Source organism: Pseudomonas sp. M30-35, from assembly GCF_002163625.1.
Taxonomy (GTDB): Bacteria; Pseudomonadota; Gammaproteobacteria; order Pseudomonadales; family Pseudomonadaceae; genus Aquipseudomonas.
This window is the reverse complement of sequence record NZ_CP020892.1, coordinates 203,965-222,178: the sequence shown is the minus strand read 5'-3', so window position 1 is coordinate 222,178 and position 18,214 is coordinate 203,965. Positions and strand designations below refer to the sequence as shown.

General features: G+C 56.5%; 13 protein-coding genes. 4 read left to right on the top strand and 9 right to left on the bottom strand.

The window, feature by feature from the left end:
* Positions 1–142: 142 nt before the first annotated feature.
* The gene (locus B9K09_RS00955) at positions 143–3,541 is read left to right on the top strand and encodes an ATP-binding protein (RefSeq protein WP_087515090.1); all 3,399 of its coding nucleotides are present in this window, start codon (positions 143–145) and stop codon (positions 3,539–3,541) included.
* Entirely contained in the window at positions 3,516–4,205 is a 690-nt protein-coding gene (locus B9K09_RS00950; protein WP_087515089.1) for a response regulator, read from the top strand. Before B9K09_RS00955 ends, B9K09_RS00950 begins: the two co-directional genes overlap by 26 nt.
* Before the next feature lie 60 nt (positions 4,206–4,265).
* Here B9K09_RS00950 and B9K09_RS00945 read toward each other — a convergent pair whose 3' ends face one another.
* From B9K09_RS00945 to B9K09_RS00910, 8 genes are all read right to left on the bottom strand, one after another.
* Positions 4,266–5,447 (bottom strand): M20 aminoacylase family protein, encoded by a 1,182-nt coding sequence (locus B9K09_RS00945; protein WP_087515088.1) that lies wholly within the window; start codon positions 5,445–5,447, stop codon positions 4,266–4,268.
* Complete coding sequence (locus B9K09_RS00940) at positions 5,447–6,739, bottom strand: MFS transporter (RefSeq protein WP_256574170.1); 1,293 nt, start codon at positions 6,737–6,739, stop codon at positions 5,447–5,449. Before B9K09_RS00940 ends, B9K09_RS00945 begins: the two co-directional genes overlap by 1 nt.
* A gap of 394 nt (positions 6,740–7,133) precedes the next feature.
* The gene (locus tag B9K09_RS00935; protein WP_087515087.1) at positions 7,134–8,045 is read right to left on the bottom strand and encodes a LysR family transcriptional regulator; all 912 of its coding nucleotides are present in this window, start codon (positions 8,043–8,045) and stop codon (positions 7,134–7,136) included.
* Between the two features lie 95 nt (positions 8,046–8,140).
* Positions 8,141–8,935, bottom strand: coding sequence for an energy transducer TonB (locus tag B9K09_RS00930; RefSeq protein ID WP_087515085.1), 795 nt, complete (start codon positions 8,933–8,935; stop codon positions 8,141–8,143).
* Positions 8,936–8,943: 8 nt separating this feature from the next.
* Positions 8,944–9,387: a protein TolR gene (gene tolR, locus B9K09_RS00925; RefSeq protein WP_087515083.1), complete on the bottom strand. Its 444-nt coding sequence runs from the start codon at positions 9,385–9,387 to the stop codon at positions 8,944–8,946.
* A gap of 10 nt (positions 9,388–9,397) precedes the next feature.
* A complete protein-coding gene (tolQ, locus tag B9K09_RS00920) occupies positions 9,398–10,105 on the bottom strand; it encodes a protein TolQ (RefSeq protein ID WP_087515081.1) in 708 nt (235 codons plus the stop codon).
* Between the two features lie 133 nt (positions 10,106–10,238).
* Positions 10,239–12,188 carry a phytase gene (locus B9K09_RS00915; protein WP_087515079.1) on the bottom strand — a complete coding sequence of 650 codons (1,950 nt, stop codon included), beginning with the start codon at positions 12,186–12,188 and terminating at the stop codon, positions 10,239–10,241.
* A 106-nt stretch (positions 12,189–12,294) separates the two neighbouring features.
* Positions 12,295–14,820 (bottom strand): TonB-dependent receptor, encoded by a 2,526-nt coding sequence (locus B9K09_RS00910; RefSeq protein ID WP_087515077.1) that lies wholly within the window; start codon positions 14,818–14,820, stop codon positions 12,295–12,297.
* A gap of 327 nt (positions 14,821–15,147) precedes the next feature.
* Here B9K09_RS00910 and B9K09_RS00905 point away from each other — a divergent pair, with 327 nt between their 5' ends.
* A complete protein-coding gene (locus B9K09_RS00905; RefSeq protein WP_087515075.1) occupies positions 15,148–16,065 on the top strand; it encodes a GGDEF domain-containing protein in 918 nt (305 codons plus the stop codon).
* Between the two features lie 9 nt (positions 16,066–16,074).
* Positions 16,075–17,112 carry an AraC family transcriptional regulator gene (locus B9K09_RS00900; protein ID WP_087515073.1) on the top strand — a complete coding sequence of 346 codons (1,038 nt, stop codon included), beginning with the start codon at positions 16,075–16,077 and terminating at the stop codon, positions 17,110–17,112.
* A gap of 60 nt (positions 17,113–17,172) precedes the next feature.
* Here B9K09_RS00900 and B9K09_RS00895 read toward each other — a convergent pair whose 3' ends face one another.
* On the bottom strand, positions 17,173–18,099 hold the full coding sequence (locus tag B9K09_RS00895) for a LysR family transcriptional regulator (RefSeq protein WP_087515071.1): 927 nt from the start codon (positions 18,097–18,099) through the stop codon (positions 17,173–17,175).
* Positions 18,100–18,214 lie beyond the last annotated feature (115 nt).

Genomic DNA, 18,214 nt, shown 5'->3' with positions numbered 1-18,214 from the left:
TGAAACGCAGTCAGACAGAAGCTCGCGCGCGTGAGCTGGCCGTAGTAGGGCCGGGGCATGCTTGTTGCAAGCATCACCCTGTTCCTGCGGGCTGTAATACGACCCGAACAATCGCCGCGCAGATACTCAAGGAAACTCCGTCGTGCAACCAACCGGTACCCAGCGCATCGTCAAGATTCGCCGCGACTACAACAGTTGGGTCGCCGACGAGACCATGGAGGACTACGCGCTTCGTTTTACCCCGAAGTCATTCCGTAAATGGTCTGAGCTACGCATTGCCAACACGGCGCTGAGCGCTGTGTCATTTCTCGCCCTGGAAGCGATCGGCGGGGCGCTCGCGATCAGTTATGGCTTTACCAATACCCTTTGGGCAGTGCTGGCGGTGGCGCTGGTGATTTTCCTGACCGGCCTGCCCATCAGTTACTACGCCGCTCGCTACGGTGTTGATATGGACTTACTGACCCGTGGCGCGGGCTTTGGCTACATCGGCTCGACGATCACATCACTGATCTACGCCAGTTTTACCTTTCTGTTCTTCGCCCTGGAGGCGGCGATCATGGCGTTGGCCCTGGAACTGTATTTCAAGATTCCACTGGCGTTGGCCTATGTCATCTGCTCGATCATCGTTATCCCCTTGGTGGCTTACGGGGTCACCCTGATTAACCGCTTGCAGATGTGGTCTCAGCCGTTGTGGCTGTTTTTACTGCTGGTGCCTTACTTGTTCGTCATGTGGAAAAACCCAGACGCATTCAGCGACCTCACCAGCTTCGGTGGCCGTGTCGGCGAAGGTGGCACATTCAACCTGTTGTATTTCGGCGCAGCCTGCACGGTGACGCTGTCACTAGTCACGCAGATTGGCGAGCAAGTTGACTACCTGCGTTTTCTTCCAGAGCAAACCAAAGCCAACCGCAAACGCTGGTGGGCAGCCCTGATCATGGCCGGGCCCGGCTGGATTATCCCCGGTGCGCTAAAGATGCTCGCCGGCGCATTTCTCGCGTTTCTCGCCCTGCAACATGAGATACCCATTGAGCGCGCCGCCGAACCCACGCAGATGTACCTGGTCGCGTTCACTTATGTGTTCAGCTCACCTGAATGGGCGCTCGGGGCGATGGTGTTGTTCGTCATCATCTCGCAAATCAAGATCAACATGACCAATGCCTACGCGGGCTCTTTAGCCTGGTCGAATTTCTTCGCTCGCGTCACGCATAGTCATCCGGGGCGGGTGGTTTGGCTGGTATTTAACGTCGCCATCGCCCTGATGCTAATGGAGCTCGGCGTATTCGATGCAATTCAGCAGGTGCTCGGCCTCTACGCCAACATTGCCATCGCGTGGATCGGCGCTCTGGTGGCCGACTTAGTCATCAACAAACCGCTGGGCCTGTCACCCAAGGGCATTGAGTTCAAGCGCGCCCACCTGTACGACATCAACCCGGTGGGCGTCGGCGCCATGCTAATTGCCTCTCTGCTCTCGGGGCTCGCCTACGTCGGATTGTTTGGAGCCATGGCTCAAGCCGCCTCACCGATGGTAGCGCTGGGCAGTGCGTGTATTTTTGCACCGCTGATTGCCTGGCTCACTCAAGGCCGCTACTACATCGCTCGCTCCAGCGCCCCGCAGCTGCTCTACCCCAGCGGGCCACAGGCAACTTTAGAATGTGGTCTTTGCAACAACGCCTTTGAGGCGCCAGACATGGCGTTCTGCCCGGCTTACAGCACACCGATCTGCTCATTATGCTGCTCGCTTGATGCTCGCTGTGGCGATGCCTGTAAGCCTCATGCGCGCCTAAGTGAACAGATTGATGACTTTGCCCGCTGGCTCTTGCCCAAAGGTTCGATTCCGCGCCTGCACAGTCGTCTTGCGCAATACCTTGGGCTGCTGACGGTTCTGGTTCTGGCGCTAAGCGGTGCCTTGGGGCTGATCTACGGCCAGATATCTCATGGTCTTGTGCCCCATTCACCAGAGATGCTGGCAACGCTTTATCAGTCGTTTCTCAAAGCCTTGCTAACGCTTTCGCTGTTCGCGGCAATTCTTGCCTGGTGGGTGGTGCTAACGCGGGAAAGCCGTCACGTTGCACAGAAGGAATCGGACCGGCAAACCTTATTGCTTATGCAAGAAATCGAAGCCCACCGGCGCACCGACGAGGAACTGCAAAAGGCCAAAGAAGCCAGCGAGGCGGCTAACGCAGCCAAAAGCCGCTATGTCACCGGCCTGTCCCACGAACTGCGCACACCGCTTAACAGCATTCTCGGCTACACCCAGATTCTGCAACGTGACGGCGCCATGCCCAGTCAGCATAAAGATGCGCTTGGCACCATTTTCCGCAGTGGCTCGCACCTGCTTTCGTTAATCGATGGCTTGCTTGATGTGGCCAAGATTGAAGCTGGCAAACTCAACCTTGAGCTTTCAGAGATCCCTTTTCCTGAGTTCATTCACCAACTGGAGCGCATGTTTACCCCGCAAGCCGAAGAGAAGGGCCTGCGGTTTCGTTTGCAAACCACAGGGCGAATGCCTAGCGTCGTGCGTGGCGATGAAAAACGCGTACGGCAGATATTGATCAATCTGCTGGGTAACGCCGTACGGTTCACCGACAGCGGCGAGGTCTGCCTGCGTGTCAGCTATCTGCGTGAGACGGCAAATTTCGAGATTATCGACACCGGCATCGGCATTGATCCGGAACAGATCGAGCGAATTTTCCAACCATTCGAGCGCGGTGACTTGATGCGCCAAGACAACGGCGTGGGGCTTGGCTTGACCATCACCCGCATGCTCACATCGCTGATGGGCGGTGAGTTGTCAGTGCGCAGCGTGCTCGACCAAGGCACCAGCTTTCAGGTTCGCTTGTTTCTTTCTGAGGTTCGCGTGCCTCAAGCGGTGGTGCATGTGGAGCACGACATTATCGGTTATCAAGGTCCACGCAGACTGATTCTGGTGGTCGATGACCATATCGAACATCGACGTGTTCTGGCTGGAATGCTCGAACCACTGGGCTTCAATATCGCCCAAGCTGGCAGTGGCCATGAAGCTATTCGCCAAGTCGCATTGCTGCATCCGGATCTAATTTTCATGGATCTGTCGATGCCACAAATGGATGGCTGGGAAACCAGCCGCCTAATCCGTCGCAATGCCCTGTCACAGGCGCCGATCATCGTACTTTCAGCCAACGCGTTTGCTGACGACCGCGAGCGCAGTGCAACCAGTGTCTGCAACGATTATCTGGCCAAGCCGGTGCACACGCCGCAGTTACTTGAGCGCATCCAGAAGCAACTAGACCTGCTGTGGCTACATCGTGCCAGCAGCCAAGCCACTCCCCAAAGCACACCACTGCGCTTACCGTCGGCCAATGACCTGGAGGCTCTATATGAACTGGCTACGCTCGGCTATATCCGTGGCCTACAGGAAAAACTCGATGATATTGACCGACAATCACCTGACTTTATCGGTTTCACTGCGCCCTTACGGTTGCTGGTGAAACACTTTCGACTCGACGAACTCACCCGCCAACTCAAGGAGGCCGACCATGAACGCGCTGACATCACCCCATGAGCAAGCGGCCGCCACGCGCGGCGTGATCCTTATTGTTGACGACACTCCAGATAATTTGGCGTTGCTCTCCGATGCACTGGATGACGCAGGCTATATGGTGCTGGTAGCACTCGACGGTCTCAGCGCGCTATCGCGTATTCAGCGCCGGCGCCCTGACCTGATTCTGCTCGACGCCATGATGCCCGGCCTGGATGGATTCGAAACCTGCAGGCGAATAAAAGCCGAAGCACAGACGGCTGATATTCCGGTGCTCTTTATGACTGCACTGACCGATAGCGAGCACGTGATTGAGGGTTTTGCAGCGGGCGGAATCGACTACGTAACCAAACCGATTCACCCCGAACAAGTGATCGCCCGTGTCGCCTCGCACCTGCGCACCGCACAGATACTCAAGTCCGCTCGAGAAGCCGCCGCTCCACGCGATATCAGCCTGAGCAATGAGACAGCCTACGAAACACTGTCTGCGCGGTTTTCCCTAACCGAACGCGAGGTCGAAGTACTCAGTTGGGTCGCGTGCGGCAAGACCAACCGCGACATCGGCGATATCCTCGGTTTGTCGCCGCGCACGGTGAATAAACACCTGGAACACGTCTACGTAAAACTCGGCGTAGAAACGCGAACGGCCGCAGCCGCCGTGGCAATTTCAGCCAATGTGGGCCGTTAAGGAAGCGGTTCAGGCACCTGAAGATCAAACTGCAACCTTAATCTTTAGGTGCCCAGGCGGTTAGGCCAAAAAGTTTTCGGTCAACTTGATCCAGCAGCCCGCGCCGAGTTCGATCAACTCATCATTAAAATCGTAGTGCGGGTTGTGTACCGAACAGCCATGGAACTCGCCAGTGCCGTTACCCAGCATGAAATAGCAGCCTGGCCGTTCTTCCAGCATGTAGGCGAAGTCTTCGGTGCCCATGACTTTCTTCGGCATCGTCGATAGCAACTGCCCTTCGCCGAAAAGCGGGCTAAGGCTCTGGCGCAGGATTTCGGTTTCGCGCTCATGGTTGACCAGCGCTGGAGCCAGTTGGACCATGCTCAGGTCAATCTTTACGCCAAAGGTCTGCTCGTGGCCTTTGACGATTTCAGTCAGGCGATTATTGATTTTCTGCTGGGTTTCAGTGGTGTCTGTACGCACGCTGATCAGCATCGAGGCTTCGTCGGGAATGATGTTGTAAACCGTGCCAGCTTGCACCGAGCCGATACTGATCACCGCATATTCTTCCACTGCCAGCACCCGCGACTTGATGGTCTGAATTGCATTAATCAAGCTCGCCAATACCGGCACGGGATCGACAGTCAACTCAGGCATGGCCCCATGGCCACCCTTACCGGTGATGTTGATCTTGACTCGCTCGGACGAAGCCATGGTCGGCCCCGCCTGAACCACGCAGGTTCCTACAGGAATACCGGGCATATTGTGCAAGGCGAATACGGCATCGCACGGAAAGCGCTCGAACATGCCATCGTCGATCATGGCTTTGGCCCCGGCAAGGCCTTCTTCGTCAGGCTGAAAGATCAGGTTAAGGGTGCCGTTGAACTGGCGCGTTTGCGCGATTCGGGCGGCGGCGGCAAGCAGGATTGCGGTATGACCATCGTGGCCACAGGCATGCATGCGCCCCGGCACACGACTGGCATGAGCAAACTGGTTTTTCTCGCTCATGGGCAACGCATCCATGTCGGCACGAATGCCCAGCGTGCGACTGCTATCGCCGTTACGCAGCACGCCAACTAGACCATGGCCGCCGACATTACGGTGCACTTCGTAACCCCAGCCCTCAAGCATTTCAGCAACCATCGCAGCAGTGTGCGGCGTGTCACCACCGAGTTCAGGGGCCGCGTGAATCTGGCGGCGGATATCGACGAATGTAGCAATGTCTGGCGTCGCAGACGTCGTGTGCAGAGCGTGCATATTCATTACTCGCGTCCTTTATGTTCTGGATAGTATTTGAGGCAAACCAGGCTGATGACACCACCGGCCACGAGGTAGAACGCCGGGGCCATTGGGCTGTCGAAAACAGCCGTCAGGGAGGCTGCAATCAGCGGTGAGAAACCACCGAACAGGGTCACCCCAAAGCTGTAGCTGACGGAGGTGCCAAGGGCTCGGTTCTCCTTGGAGAAGCCCTCCATGATCAGCGAGAAAAATGCACCGGCACCGACACAGCCTGGTAATACCAAAACGGCAACCACCAACATGGCCACATACAATTGGCTGGTATGGCTGAGCACATAAAAAGCCGGAATCACCAGCACTACAGGTAGCGCAACCGTCCAGCCCAGCAGCGTTTTACGCAGTTGATAACGATCGGCGAAACGCCCAGCCAGCGGCGTAATAATAGCCATGCAGCCGCCTGCCAGGCAGCCGATAGCCATGGCACTGCTCTGCGGATAGTTCAGGGCTGTCACCAAGTAGGTCGGCATATAAAACACGAACAAGTACATGCCAATTGTTGCGCTGGCCATCAGCCCGATACCCAAGGCTATGCGCCGCCACAAGGATGCGAAAGTATCCGCAGCTTGCACCGGGGCTTGCTCATCATGTGTTTCAGGCAAGCGCGTGCGGATGTACCAGCCAACAGGGCCAATCAGCAAGCCAAAGATAAAGGGGATGCGCCAGCCCCAACTCTCCAACGCCGAGGGCTCTAATATTTGGCTCAGGGTAAAACCAAACCCCGCGCCGACCAAAGCCGCATAACCCTGGCTGGCCGCTTGCCAACTGACCATGTGGCAACGTCGAGAGGTGTGGGCTGACTCCATCAGAAACACCGATGCGGTACCGATTTCACCACCTGCTGATATGCCCTGAATCAACCGCCCGCAGACCAGGATCACAGTGGCGAAAATCCCTATTTGTTGATAAGTCGGCGCAAAAGCGATCATCGCCGTGCCCAAGGTCATCAAGCCGATGGTCAGGCTCAAGGCCGACTTGCGTCCTCGACGGTCGGCAAACCGGCCAATCAAAACCGCACCGACCGGGCGCATCAGGAAGCCCACGCCAAAAGTGGAGAGCGACATCAATAGCGAAGCGACTGCCGACTCGGATGGAAAGAAGTGCTTGCCGATTAATACGGCAAAGAAGCTGTAGATAGTGAAGTCATACATCTCCAGCGCATTACCGAGCGAGCATGCAACCACTGCTTTGCGCTCGTGCTGGCGTGCCGGAATAGGAGTGTTGTCGACACCCGTGACTGATAGCGTTTGCGCTTGCATAAGAGCCTATCCCCATCACCGTAGTTGTTGTGAAATCACTATCTGGTAAACCGAAAAACAATACACATGCACATTCGGCTAGGGATTAGCTGTTGGTTAACTTGCTCAGGGTGAATGGCTCTAGCTTGCTACATTGCGGCGCACGATAGGTGTGTAATGAGGCCGGCGCCCCAAATTGGCTCAGTATTCAACAGGCTCGCACCGCTGAATCGGTTTCCATCCGATACGTTACCCAGCCGGCAATGAGTCATATAACCCCACCCCACGAGTGCTCGACAGGATTCAATTAACTGTTCGGCATAGCATGAGCAAATAAACAATTACGTCATTCGCAAAATGTTCACAGCTTCAGGGTGAACCTCATCGGCAAAGGACGGCAGGATGGACAGAACAGTCAAACGTGGGGCGTGGCGAACAATCGCGCTTTCAACTCATTGAATAACTCTTCAGCGGGTGCTGTGAGGCTATGTCGGTCGATGCACACAAGATTGATCGGGTAGTCCGGGATCAATTCCTGAATCTCCACAAGAGCCAAGTCTTCGCCCTGTGGATAACGGTTGAAGTCTCTGACTGCCACTTCGCTGATGGTCATCAGCGAGTCAGTCTGCCTGAGCAGGTTCAGCGCCAGCATGATCGATGTGCACTCAATTGCGCTTTGCGGGCGACGCACATCGTTGACTTCGAACAATTGGTGAAACTGCGAAGCGGGCTCGTCCAATTCGTCCAGGCTAATCCAGCTGGCGTACTGCAAAGAGCGCAAGGAGCGTGAGAACTTGTGCTGATTACTTTTATGGCAAACCACCATTCCTTTGACGCTGCCCAACGCTTCCCAGTCCAGATTCAGGCGGCTTAGCGGTTGCTGTGAGGTGATGGCGAAATCCAATGAGCCATCGCGCACGCGCTGTAGCATCTGATTCGGCCGCAGGTCAGTGATGCTAATGGTCAAGCGCGGGAATTTACGGCGTATCGCCAGAATGGCTTCATCCATACCGTCGAGCATCGCCGTCAAGGAGGTCACTCCTATCGCCACTTGCCCCACCGCAGCATCTTGAATATGCGCGGCATCCACCTGCAGGCGTCGAATGCTCTCCACCACCAGGTTGGCGTGACGAATGACCCGCCGACCTTCGTCGGTCAGCGACATGCCCTTGTAGGAACGCTGTAGCAAGCTGAAACCCAGCTCCCGCTCCAGCTCTTTGATTGAGCGGCTTAGCGCAGGTTGGGTGATATGCATAACCTTGGACGCCTCCTGGATACTTCCAGACTGGTGAATCGCAACCAGCGCCCTGAGTTGATGAAGTTTCATCCTGTTCATACCCCACCTAAACCAGCGCAGGAATTAACCATAGGCGTACAGCAAAAGCAAACCGTGGCAAATGCGAATCATGATGGCTAAAGGACTTACTCGATACGGTAATGAAAGGTGTTTTTCACCCCGTCCACTGCAACCGCTTGGCCATTTTCCAGGCGAGGCTGATAGCGGAAGGTTTTAGCGGCAGAGAGTGAGGGGCGCACAAACAGTGGGTGGCAATCGCCGATAACTTGTGGATTTTCAACTCGGCCTTGGGGATTGACTCTATAGCTGACGGTGCAGTCGCCTTCGATGTTTTTGTCCAGGGCGCGATCAGGATAATCCGGGGCTTCCTTGGCAATTGGCAGATACTGGCGAATTGCAGCCGCTGCAGACTCAGCCTCAGCCTGACGCGCCGCTTGAGCTTCTGCGTCACGCTGCTGGGCTTGGGCTTCAAGACGTTGGCGTTCAACTCGTTGCTGTTCACGTTGCTGCCGCGCTTGTTGCAACTCGCGTTCACGCTGGCGCTCCTGTTCTTCTACCCGCTTACGCGCCAATGCGGCTTGCTCCAGCTTCTGTTGCTGGATGCGTGGATCTGGCTTCGGCGCTTCGACTGATTCAACCGGCTCAATCGGCTCTACCGGTTGCACGGGCGGCGCAGCCACAGGCTCAGGCGGTGTGATAATTTCCGGCACAGCAGGCGGCGCTGGCGCCGGCAGGGTAATCAGTTGAGTGGTCAACGTGCGCACCTGTGGCGCATCGGGTTTCTCACTGGACCATTGCGTCAACAGCAGCGCCAAGACCAGTACGTGCACCCCCACCGCAACGCCAGCAGCCATGAAGTTTCGCCAGCCGCTCGCATTGGATAAGCGTGACAAACCAAAACTCTGGGTGGAGAGCATCATGGTGGCACTCACTGCGGCGCCTCGGTAATCAACCCAAGGTTAGTCACGCCACCCTGCTGCAACGCGGCCATACCCGCCACCACACGTGAATAGTCGACAGCACCGTCGGCACGGATGTAGACCTGTGTGTCGCCTCGTGCGGCGAGCAGTTCACCGACTTTGGCCGTCATTTCCTGCAGATCAACCGCGCTGTCGCCACGGCTGTCGATATCCAGCTCTGGGCCGAGATTCCAGTAATAACCACCGTCGGCTTGTACCGAAAGTGTCAGAACCTGCTGCTGACTATCGCTTGGCAACGCCTCAGCAGCGACCTTGGGCAACTCAACCTTAACGCCTTGCGTAAGCATCGGTGCGGTCACCATGAAGATCACCAGCAGCACCAGCATTACGTCGATATAAGGCACCACATTCATCTCTGCCTTGGCGGCGTATTTGCTTTGAGGTTTACGCATGACGCTCTCCTCAGGCGGCCTGAGACAGGTTCGGCGCAGACTGCAGCTTGCGCTGTAAACGACTCTGCAATTCGTTGCCAAAGGCGTAGAAGCGCGAGCTGAGCGTGGCGACTCGGGCGGCGAAACGATTATATGCAACCACTGCGGGAATCGCGGCGAAGAGGCCAATGGCTGTGGCGATCAGCGCTTCGGCAATACCCGGCGCAACGGTTGAAAGCGTTGCCTGCTGCACCTGAGACAAACCGATGAATGAATTCATGATTCCCCACACAGTGCCAAACAAGCCGATATAAGGGCTGACCGAGCCAACAGTGGCAAGAAACGGCAAGCCCTTTTCCAGACGTTCTTCCTGTTCGGAAATAGCCACCAACATGCCACGCTCAACACCATCAATCAGTGCGTCCGGGCTCGCGCCAGGTTGGCGTTGCAACTGGGCGAACTCACCGTAACCGGCGCGGAATATATGCTCAAACGCAGCATCAGCATCGGCTTGTTCAGCGCCTTCGCGGTAAAGCTGAGCAAGGTCGCTTTGCTGACGAAAACGCTTCATGAAGTCTTTCTGCAACCGCTCGCAGCGCCCCAGCAACAGGCTGCGCTGGATAATCAGATACCAACTGGCCAATGAGGCAACCAAGAGGATTAGCATGACCAGCTTAACCAAAACGCTGGCATCGCCGATCAAGCTCCATACAGTCATCTGTTCGAGAGTGTTGTGCATGATGATGCTCCTGTTCTTTCGCACCGCCCAATACATGGCGGCTGTCTGCCCTTGACCTCCGCTATCAGTAGCTGAGATCAAGGCCGTGAAATATTGGCTATTTGATTACGCGGCGATTACCGAATGATGACAATCACTGCAATTGCAGCGCCTTGGCCACTTCACTCCAGGGCACAAACTTGAAGTTCTGGGTGGTCTCCGGCATGCGTTTACGCCCGTCTTGCACCACCAACATGCCGCGGGCCCAGGGGCTACCAAGATTGGCGGACGTGACTTCCAAACCATCGGTTTCAGAGGCCCCGTCAATCCCCAGCGCACCGTTGAGCCCTACACGCAGGGCGCCGCGAATCGCGTACGGCGCTGCGGAATCGAGCACCACATAGCTGTCGTTACCTTGGCTGGAGATCACCAGATAGCCTTGGTCGTCTGCCTGATAAAGCGCGATGCCCTCGACGTCGGCCTTGAGTAAATCACCCACCGCCAGCACGGAAGTCAGCTCGGTAGCTCCGTCTGCACGCGCATCCACCGCCCACACACCTACATCCTCTTCACCGAGAAACAACACCTGCTGGCGGTCATCGGCGACGCAGCCCTCGGGCTGGCTGGCAACCGCAAAGCGTCGAACCAGAGCGCCTTCTATTTTGCCGCTGACATCTTTAAGGCGGTATTGCAGGAAGCTACCGTCCTTGCCATTGGCGAAGGCATACAGCCCACCCGTATCTGGCTTGAATAAACAGATACCGTAGATTTCGTATAGCGGTGTCGGTATCTCGCCCGCCTCAGTAATCTTCCCGCTGGCGCGATCAATAGCGAACAGACTGATGCTGTTGTTATCGCGGTTGCTGGCCACGGCCAGGTCGATCATTCGCCCGGCCAGGTTGAAGTTGGCGCGCACATCGACATTGTTCAGACGGCCAACGGGCAGCTCTTGCAGCAACTTGCCGTTAAGGTCGTAAGCCAGCAGCCCCTGCTTCTTGTTGGTACCCAGCACACGCGACAAACTCGGCTGGGTTGGGTGCACCCAGATTGCCGGATCATCCGCCGCATCGCCCTGACGCCCAACCGGTTCGGTCTGACGCAGGGCAGCAACACTCGCCAGCACAGGCGTCGTGCTTACTGGCTTGGGTTGCCAGTTGAGTTGCCCTTGATAAACCTGACCACTGGCGTCGTCATGCACCAGCACCTGCAAGCCATCTGCGTTGGGTTTTACGGCTAAACGCTCTGGCGCCTGCAAATCGGGTAACGCCAGGCTGGCCACCGATAACCAACGCTCATCTTGTTGCTGATAGAGGTGCAACTCGCTCGCATCGTGATCCAGCGCCAGCAGGCCACCGGGGACGCTGGCCATCGCGCCAGCGGATGCTTTAAGGCTGCCAAAAGGTGCGCGCATATCAACCGGCAAGCGACTGACATCGGCTTCTGGATGTGCGGGATAAGCCCACAATCCGACGTTTTCTTCATTGACGAACAGTAGGTTGGCGCTGTCATCAGCCTGACAATATTCTGCCTGTGGTGGCAACGGTAAGCGGCGGACTCGCTCGGCGCTGGCATTCAAGCGGCTGCCAGTGCCCACCAGCCACTGCTCACCTCGGCCTTCCTCGCCAACCAGAAACAAGAACAGGTTGCTCGCTTCGTCGCGATACAGACATAAACCGGCCACGGCATAGTCTTGAGCAGGCAGTAATAGCGGGCGCCCCCACTCACGACCAGAAACGTCGAGTCCAGCCAGCGTGGCTTGCTGAGTGGTGTTATTGATACTGGCGACGATCAAGCTCTCGCCAGCCGCGCGACTGTCCAACGTTGAGTAGTTACCCGGCAACCGAGCCAGTTCATCACCTTTATCGTTGAACAGAAGCAGGCCGCGGCGCTCACTGGCCGCGATGCGCAAGTCAGCGCCAGCAGTCAGCTCGGCAGGGACGAAACGTACATCCTCAGCCTCGACTCGAGACGCGGCGTCCCACGGGCTCAGCGATACGCTGGGGCTTACATTCGGGCTAAAGCCAGCGGTCTGAGTCGGTATACGCTCACAACCCGCCATGGTCAGGGCTGCAAATAGCAGGGAACAGCTAAACAGCGAATTCATCGAACGGTTTGTCCTTGTATTAAAGCGTTGCTGCGTTTCAAGGCAGGCAGCACTCCCCCACACCGGGAGAAGGCCACCGCTGGAAAGCGCCACAGCACGTCGTGCATCAGAAATTGGTGTAGGTCAGGCCGAGCTTGTAGGTTGGGCCGTACTCTTCGTACTGCGCGTTGTAAGAGCGGCTGCCGGTATAGACGTAATAGTTTTCGTCAGTGATGTTCTGCGCTTCGAAGCGCAACTGCAGGCCTTTGGTCAAAAAGTAACCGGCGCTAAAATCGACGAAAACCTGGTCATCCACGTGCTGGTCGTGAGCCTTGTCGTTAATGCTCGCCACTTCGTACAAGTAGTCCGATTTGTAGTTGGCAGACAGGCGCACGCTGAGCTTGTCATCTTCCCAACCGAGCATCAGGTTACCGATGGTGTCGGATTGGAACGGCAGGTCGATGTCACGCGATCGGTTACCGCCAGTTGCCGCGTCATTGCCGCTGATAGTCGCCTCAGAGCGACTGAATGTGGCATTAGCGCCCACCAACAGACCGTTCCATGGAGCTGGCAACCAGTCGAATTTTTGTGAGTAGGCTAACTCCAACCCGTAGAGATCTGCGCTGTCTCCATTGTCGAAGGTATTGGCCTCGGCAAAATCCAGCCAATCACCGCTGCCAGACAAATCTGCGTTGTAAACGAAGTTGTCGATGTCCTTGTAGAACAGGAAGGCCGAGACAACCCCTGCACGCCCCAAGTAATGCTCGATACCCAAGTCGAAGTTACGCGACTCCAGCGGGTCAAGATCTGGGTTGCCGAAGCTGGCTTCGTCACCATCGATAACGAAGCCAGGTGCCAACTGGCCAAAGGTCGGCCGCACCACCGAGTGGGTTATTGCGCCACGCAGTTGGGTGTTTTTATCCAGCTGATAGCGCAGATGCAGGCCCGGTAACCAGTTGTGATACTCGTTCTTCGATTTGATGGCTTCATAGCTGCCATCACGCAGGCCAGTGCCTTTGGCATCGAACTTGGTGCCCTCATAACGAACGCCGACAATTACGCTCAAGTCATCAATATCTAGGGTGTGCATCAGGTACGCCGAATCAATGTCTTCGCTCATTTCAAAGTCATTAACCCGCGACTCTTCCTCGTCATAGAAGCTATTGCGGTCGAGGCCGGAAATCAGGTCTTCGATTCTGTCAGCAGACAACCCTGGGCCGAAGTGATTAAGGCTGTAGTCAACATTGTCCTTGCTGAACTGATCCATGTTCAGCTGATCGTCACTCAAGCCGAAATCAGCAAAGTCTTCATAGGTCCAGATATTGGTATCGTTATCTTTGTCGCGGCGGCTGAGTTTACCGCCGAATTTTACTTGCGCGGCGTTACCGGCCAAGTCGTAGTCGCGAGCGATGTCGAGCTTGATGTTTTTCTCGGTGTCCTTGGTGTTTTCCTCAGCCCACTCCACCTCATTAAGCATGAAGTTGCTGGGGTCATAGAAGCCATCAGCAATATTCAGGTGCGGCTTTTTGGTGCTACTAAAACCAGCGTCGCCAAAGTCATCAAGCCCCTCAAATACTGCGCCACCGATGTGCCCTGGTGTGTCCTGATTAGCCTTGCTGTAGCCGACCTGACTTTGCAGCGTCCACTGGCCAATCAAGTGCTCGCCGCCAAATACATATGACTGGATTTCCTGGGTTTCTTCGCGGTCTTTCAACTCGCGCCAGCCTTCGGCATCAGCGCTTTCACCGGCAAGCTGGGCGTCCGCAAACTCAACCCCGGCGGCGTTGCGGGTTTCGGTGTCTCTGAAACGGCTGTAAAGCGTGCGCAGGTAATAGCTGGAGTAGTCGTCTGGGCGATAATCGAAGTTCAATCCCAGGCCGCTGCGTTCGCGGCGGATATCGTAATCGCGCTGCTCAAATTGCTCTAAACGGCTACCATCGGAGAAGTCCCAGTCGCCGCCCGTTTCAACGTTGTCCGAGCCGAAATCACGCTGCTGCCAGCTGAACGCTGCGGCAACGCCGAAGTTATCCACACCATCGCCCAGGCTGAACACGTCACTGATTGCACCAGAGAATTTGGGGCTGGTTTGATCTGTGTTGTCGTCGTAGCTGGCCTCACTGGTGCCGGTATAAAACAGCCCTTTATGATCGAACGCGGACAAGCTCTCAACCTCGATTGTCCCGCCCAATGAGTTGGCATCCATGTCTGGGGTCAGGGTCTTGATCACTGACAGCGACTGCACTAACTCCGCTGGCAATACATCAAGCGCCACGGCGCGACGATCGCTGTCTGGCGAAGGCACCAGCGTGCCGTTGATAGTGACGCTATTGAGGTCCGGACCAAGGCCGCGCACGCTGACAAAGCGGCCCTCACCCTGATCGCGCTCTACAGACACACCCGGCAGGCGCTGCACGGCTTCGGCGGCGTTCTGGTCTGGCAACTGCGCGACACCATCCGCATGCACGACGCTCTCAATCTGATCCGCACGGCGCTGCTCTTTCAATGCTTGATCGAGACTGGCGGCCTGACCCACAACATTGACATGCTCAGTGCTGGTCTCTGCGCCTGCCCACAACGGTGTAAAGGCCACGGCTAGCGCTAAGGCACTGACATGAAAACCCACACGACGGGCATTGAGTTGGTGCTTATGCATACTGCTCTCTCCTGATAAGCGTGCTGGCCAGGCAATACCCGGCGACCTGCAGCGCAAGCTAGGAGTGCGGCGTGACAGTTACATGACAAGCCATCAGCGCAAGGCGCTAAACACGTGGCTTGGCTAGCGTTTTGAGCTGAAATGACCCGATTTAAGCGAGCTGAACCGACCTCCCTCAATGCGCAGACCCGCCACGCTGCAGAGGCGCGATCACAACGGGCTAAAAAAGTCGTAAGCCTGGCTGAGCTAATCAGACCTCCCTCATTGCAATAACTTGGTAACAAGACTCTGTTGTGCTGCGCGCTACTTCACTCGGAGCCTGCGGCCATGACCTCCCTGCTTAAACTGCACCGCCTGAAACTGGCCGTACTGTTACTCGCCACCAACCTCGCGTTGTTGCTGCACCTTGCGGCCGGGCATATCAAGTCGATGAGCGAATGGGTGTGGCTGGATATCCTTGGCGAAGGCGGCTCGACATTGCTGTGTCTGGTCTGGCTTGGGCTGGTGCTGAAGAGCCGGCCAGCAGGACGGGTGACGCGCTTTCTGGCAGCCGGTCTTGGGTTGGTGTTTTTTTCTTGGTGGGTCGATACCCTCGACGAATTTATCCGCCTGCCGGACAGCATCGTCTGGGACCACTGGATGGAGTCCGCACCGATGCCGCTTGGCCTGCTGCTGCTGACACTGGGCATCTATCACTGGCACCGCGAACAGCTGGCTATCAGCGCGCAAATGGAAAAACGTGAGCTCCTGTTCCGCGAGCACCGCTTGTTCGACTCGCTGACCTCGCTGAATACCGCCGAGTATCTGCGCCAGCTGTTAGACCAAGCGCTAAACCAGACTCGCACCGCGCAACAACCACTGTCGTTGGTGATGATTGATTTAGACGATTTCAGCCGTATCAATCACCTGCACGGTCATGCCGAGGGCGACCGTGTGTTGCAGGCTCTGAGCCAGTTATTAGTGCTCAATTTGCGTCATCAGGATTTACTTTGCCGCTTGGCCGGGGACCGCTTCGTGGTGCTCTTACCGAACACCGGCGAGCGTCAGGCACAGCAGTTAGCCGAGGACCTGCGCTTGAGCGTTGAACACTTTGCATACAAGGCCCGCGCTCACGGTGAACGCCTGCAATTGCGCGCCAGCGTGGCGTGCGTGATGGCCCTGCAAGATAATGCGGAAAGCTTGCTGCAGCGCCTCAATCTAGCACTGGCGCAGGCAAAGCCGGCCATTTACGCGCGCAGCGCTTGAGGCCATGCAATGACCCTCAAGACAACCTGGTACGAGAACGACAGTCGTTTTATCCCCGGCCACTGGCAACCTGCGGTGCTAGTCGATTTAGCCTTGTCGCGCGGCATCGATAGCCATCGACTGTTACGCGGCACTGGTTTGTTCCACGAAGATTTACAGGCAGGCCGTGCTCGGCTAAGCGCGCAACAGTTCTTACAACTGATCGACAATAGCGAACGCTTACTGGCCGCAGCAGACACCCGCTTTCTGTTTGGTCAGCGTCTGTTGCCTGGTTATTACGGCGCAGCCAGCCATGCGCTGCAGCATGCAACAGACCTGAGCCAGGCACTGGATGTGATTTGTCGGCACCGGGCCCTGCTTAGCCCACTGCTAAGCCCGCGCATGGTGCTGGATGAACACAATGTCTACCTGTACTGGCTGGACAGTTGTGGGGCCGGTGCACAACAGCGTTTTTTAATTGAGTCGGCAATGACCGCGTTAATTGCCATGAGCCGCTGGCTGGCCGGTGCTCCGTTGCCCTGGAAAGTCAGCATTGCTCAGGCGAGACCACGCCAAGTTGAACAGTATTGGGTCAATCTCGGGGAAGACGTACGCTTCGATGCGCCATTGGACTTGCTCAGCTTGCCGCGAGAATATCTGCACCAACCATGGCCCGCCGCAGCACCGACTGCGGGGCTGGCGGCGCAGCAACAGAGCATGCAGCAACTGCAAGAACTGGGGTTCGAAGCCAGTTTGCTCGATCACCTCTATCGCCACTTGCTGGCCAACCTACGCCGTCAACCGCAGTTGGAGAACGTTGCTTCGGCCCTGGGCATGAGCCCCTCAACACTGAAGCGCAAACTGCAAAGGCACGGCACGCACTTTCAAGAACAACTCGACTTGGCGCGCAAACATATGGCGCTGTATCTGTACCAGATCAAGGGCCAGAGCAATGACGAAGTGGCCGCCTACCTGCAATTTCACGACTCCACCAACTTACGCCGCTCCTTCAAGCGCTGGACCGGGCTAGCGCCAAGCGCGTTGCGCCAACTGTGGCAGACCGATTAGACATCAACTCCAGACGTTGTAACTGGGTTGATTAGAAAACCTGAACAACCGCCGAGGCCGTTACAGTGCCTCTCGCTGCAGCTCTTCAAGCAGCAATTGCGCGGGGTAAGAGAGTTGGCTGTTGTGGCGAACAATCACACCGTAGGGCTCACGCCGTGATTGCAGTTGCAGGTGCAGACGGCGAATCATACCGAAGCCTTCACTGAACTCAGCGACCTCGCGTGGCATCACCGCCACCGACATTGTGTTTTGCTGCAACAGGCTGAGCATGGTGAAGGTCGAGGCGGTCTCCAACGGGTAACGCGGGAACTCAAGCCCTGCTTGACTGAACTCGTGTTCGAGTAACAAGCGCATCGGCATATTGGCCGGGTAGATGACCCAGCGGCAATCACTGAGTTGCGCCAGTTGCAGCCCTTCAACACCCACTAAAGGATGCTCGGGATGAGCTACCAGTACCAGCTGTTCCTCGTAGACACTTAAACAATCATAAGCATCCGGTCGGCGACTGACACTACTGCGGCAGATAGCCAGGTCCAGACGCCCTTGATCGATCAAGCTAAGCAGCCGCTCGCTGGTGTCTTCGACTATTTCCACCGACAGCTCTGGTTGCGTTTCGCGTAGACGGGTTAAAGCGCGCATCAGTTGCGGCACAGCACCCATGATCACTCCAACCGACAACCGCCCACCGTGGCCCTGAATGATGCCGATCATTTCTTCGCGCAAATGCGCTAAGTCGCTGTGGATAAGTCGCGCATAGCGAATTACGCAGCGGCCTAGATCATTCGCCGCCAAACCCTGACTGGTGCGGGTAAACAGACTGGCACCAAAGGTCGTCTCAATCTCGTGCAGCGCCTTGGTTGCGCCGGGCTGAGTAATCGCCACTTGCTCGGCAGCGCGGTGCAACGAACCTTGCTCATCGAGAGCGATCAGCAGACGCAGTTGCTTGATGCGCAGGCGCGAAACAATTGAAGGTAAGGACGAGATCATGGGAATGACTAAAAGTTATCGCTCAATCAGCAGCTTTCATTAGGCAGCATCGCCAGGGATTTTTAAAGTGGTGGTTATCAATTACCGCTGCACATGCGATTACTGCAACTACCGG

Bases quoted from the DNA above. Each gene is read 5' to 3' on its own strand.
- B9K09_RS00900 (WP_087515073.1), top strand. From the start codon at position 16,075: ATGACCCTCAAGACAACCTGGTACGAGAACGACAGTCGTTTTATCCCC.
- B9K09_RS00935 (WP_087515087.1), bottom strand. From the start codon at position 8,045: ATGAAACTTCATCAACTCAGGGCGCTGGTTGCGATTCACCAGTCTGGA.
- B9K09_RS00905 (WP_087515075.1), top strand. From the start codon at position 15,148: ATGACCTCCCTGCTTAAACTGCACCGCCTGAAACTGGCCGTACTGTTA.
- B9K09_RS00950 (WP_087515089.1), top strand. From the start codon at position 3,516: ATGAACGCGCTGACATCACCCCATGAGCAAGCGGCCGCCACGCGCGGC.
- B9K09_RS00940 (WP_256574170.1), bottom strand. From the start codon at position 6,739: ATGCAAGCGCAAACGCTATCAGTCACGGGTGTCGACAACACTCCTATT.
- B9K09_RS00895 (WP_087515071.1), bottom strand. From the start codon at position 18,099: ATGATCTCGTCCTTACCTTCAATTGTTTCGCGCCTGCGCATCAAGCAA.
- B9K09_RS00945 (WP_087515088.1), bottom strand. From the start codon at position 5,447: ATGAATATGCACGCTCTGCACACGACGTCTGCGACGCCAGACATTGCT.
- B9K09_RS00915 (WP_087515079.1), bottom strand. From the start codon at position 12,188: ATGAATTCGCTGTTTAGCTGTTCCCTGCTATTTGCAGCCCTGACCATG.
- tolQ (WP_087515081.1), bottom strand. From the start codon at position 10,105: ATGCACAACACTCTCGAACAGATGACTGTATGGAGCTTGATCGGCGAT.
- B9K09_RS00910 (WP_087515077.1), bottom strand. From the start codon at position 14,820: ATGCATAAGCACCAACTCAATGCCCGTCGTGTGGGTTTTCATGTCAGT.
- tolR (WP_087515083.1), bottom strand. From the start codon at position 9,387: ATGCGTAAACCTCAAAGCAAATACGCCGCCAAGGCAGAGATGAATGTG.
- B9K09_RS00930 (WP_087515085.1), bottom strand. From the start codon at position 8,935: ATGATGCTCTCCACCCAGAGTTTTGGTTTGTCACGCTTATCCAATGCG.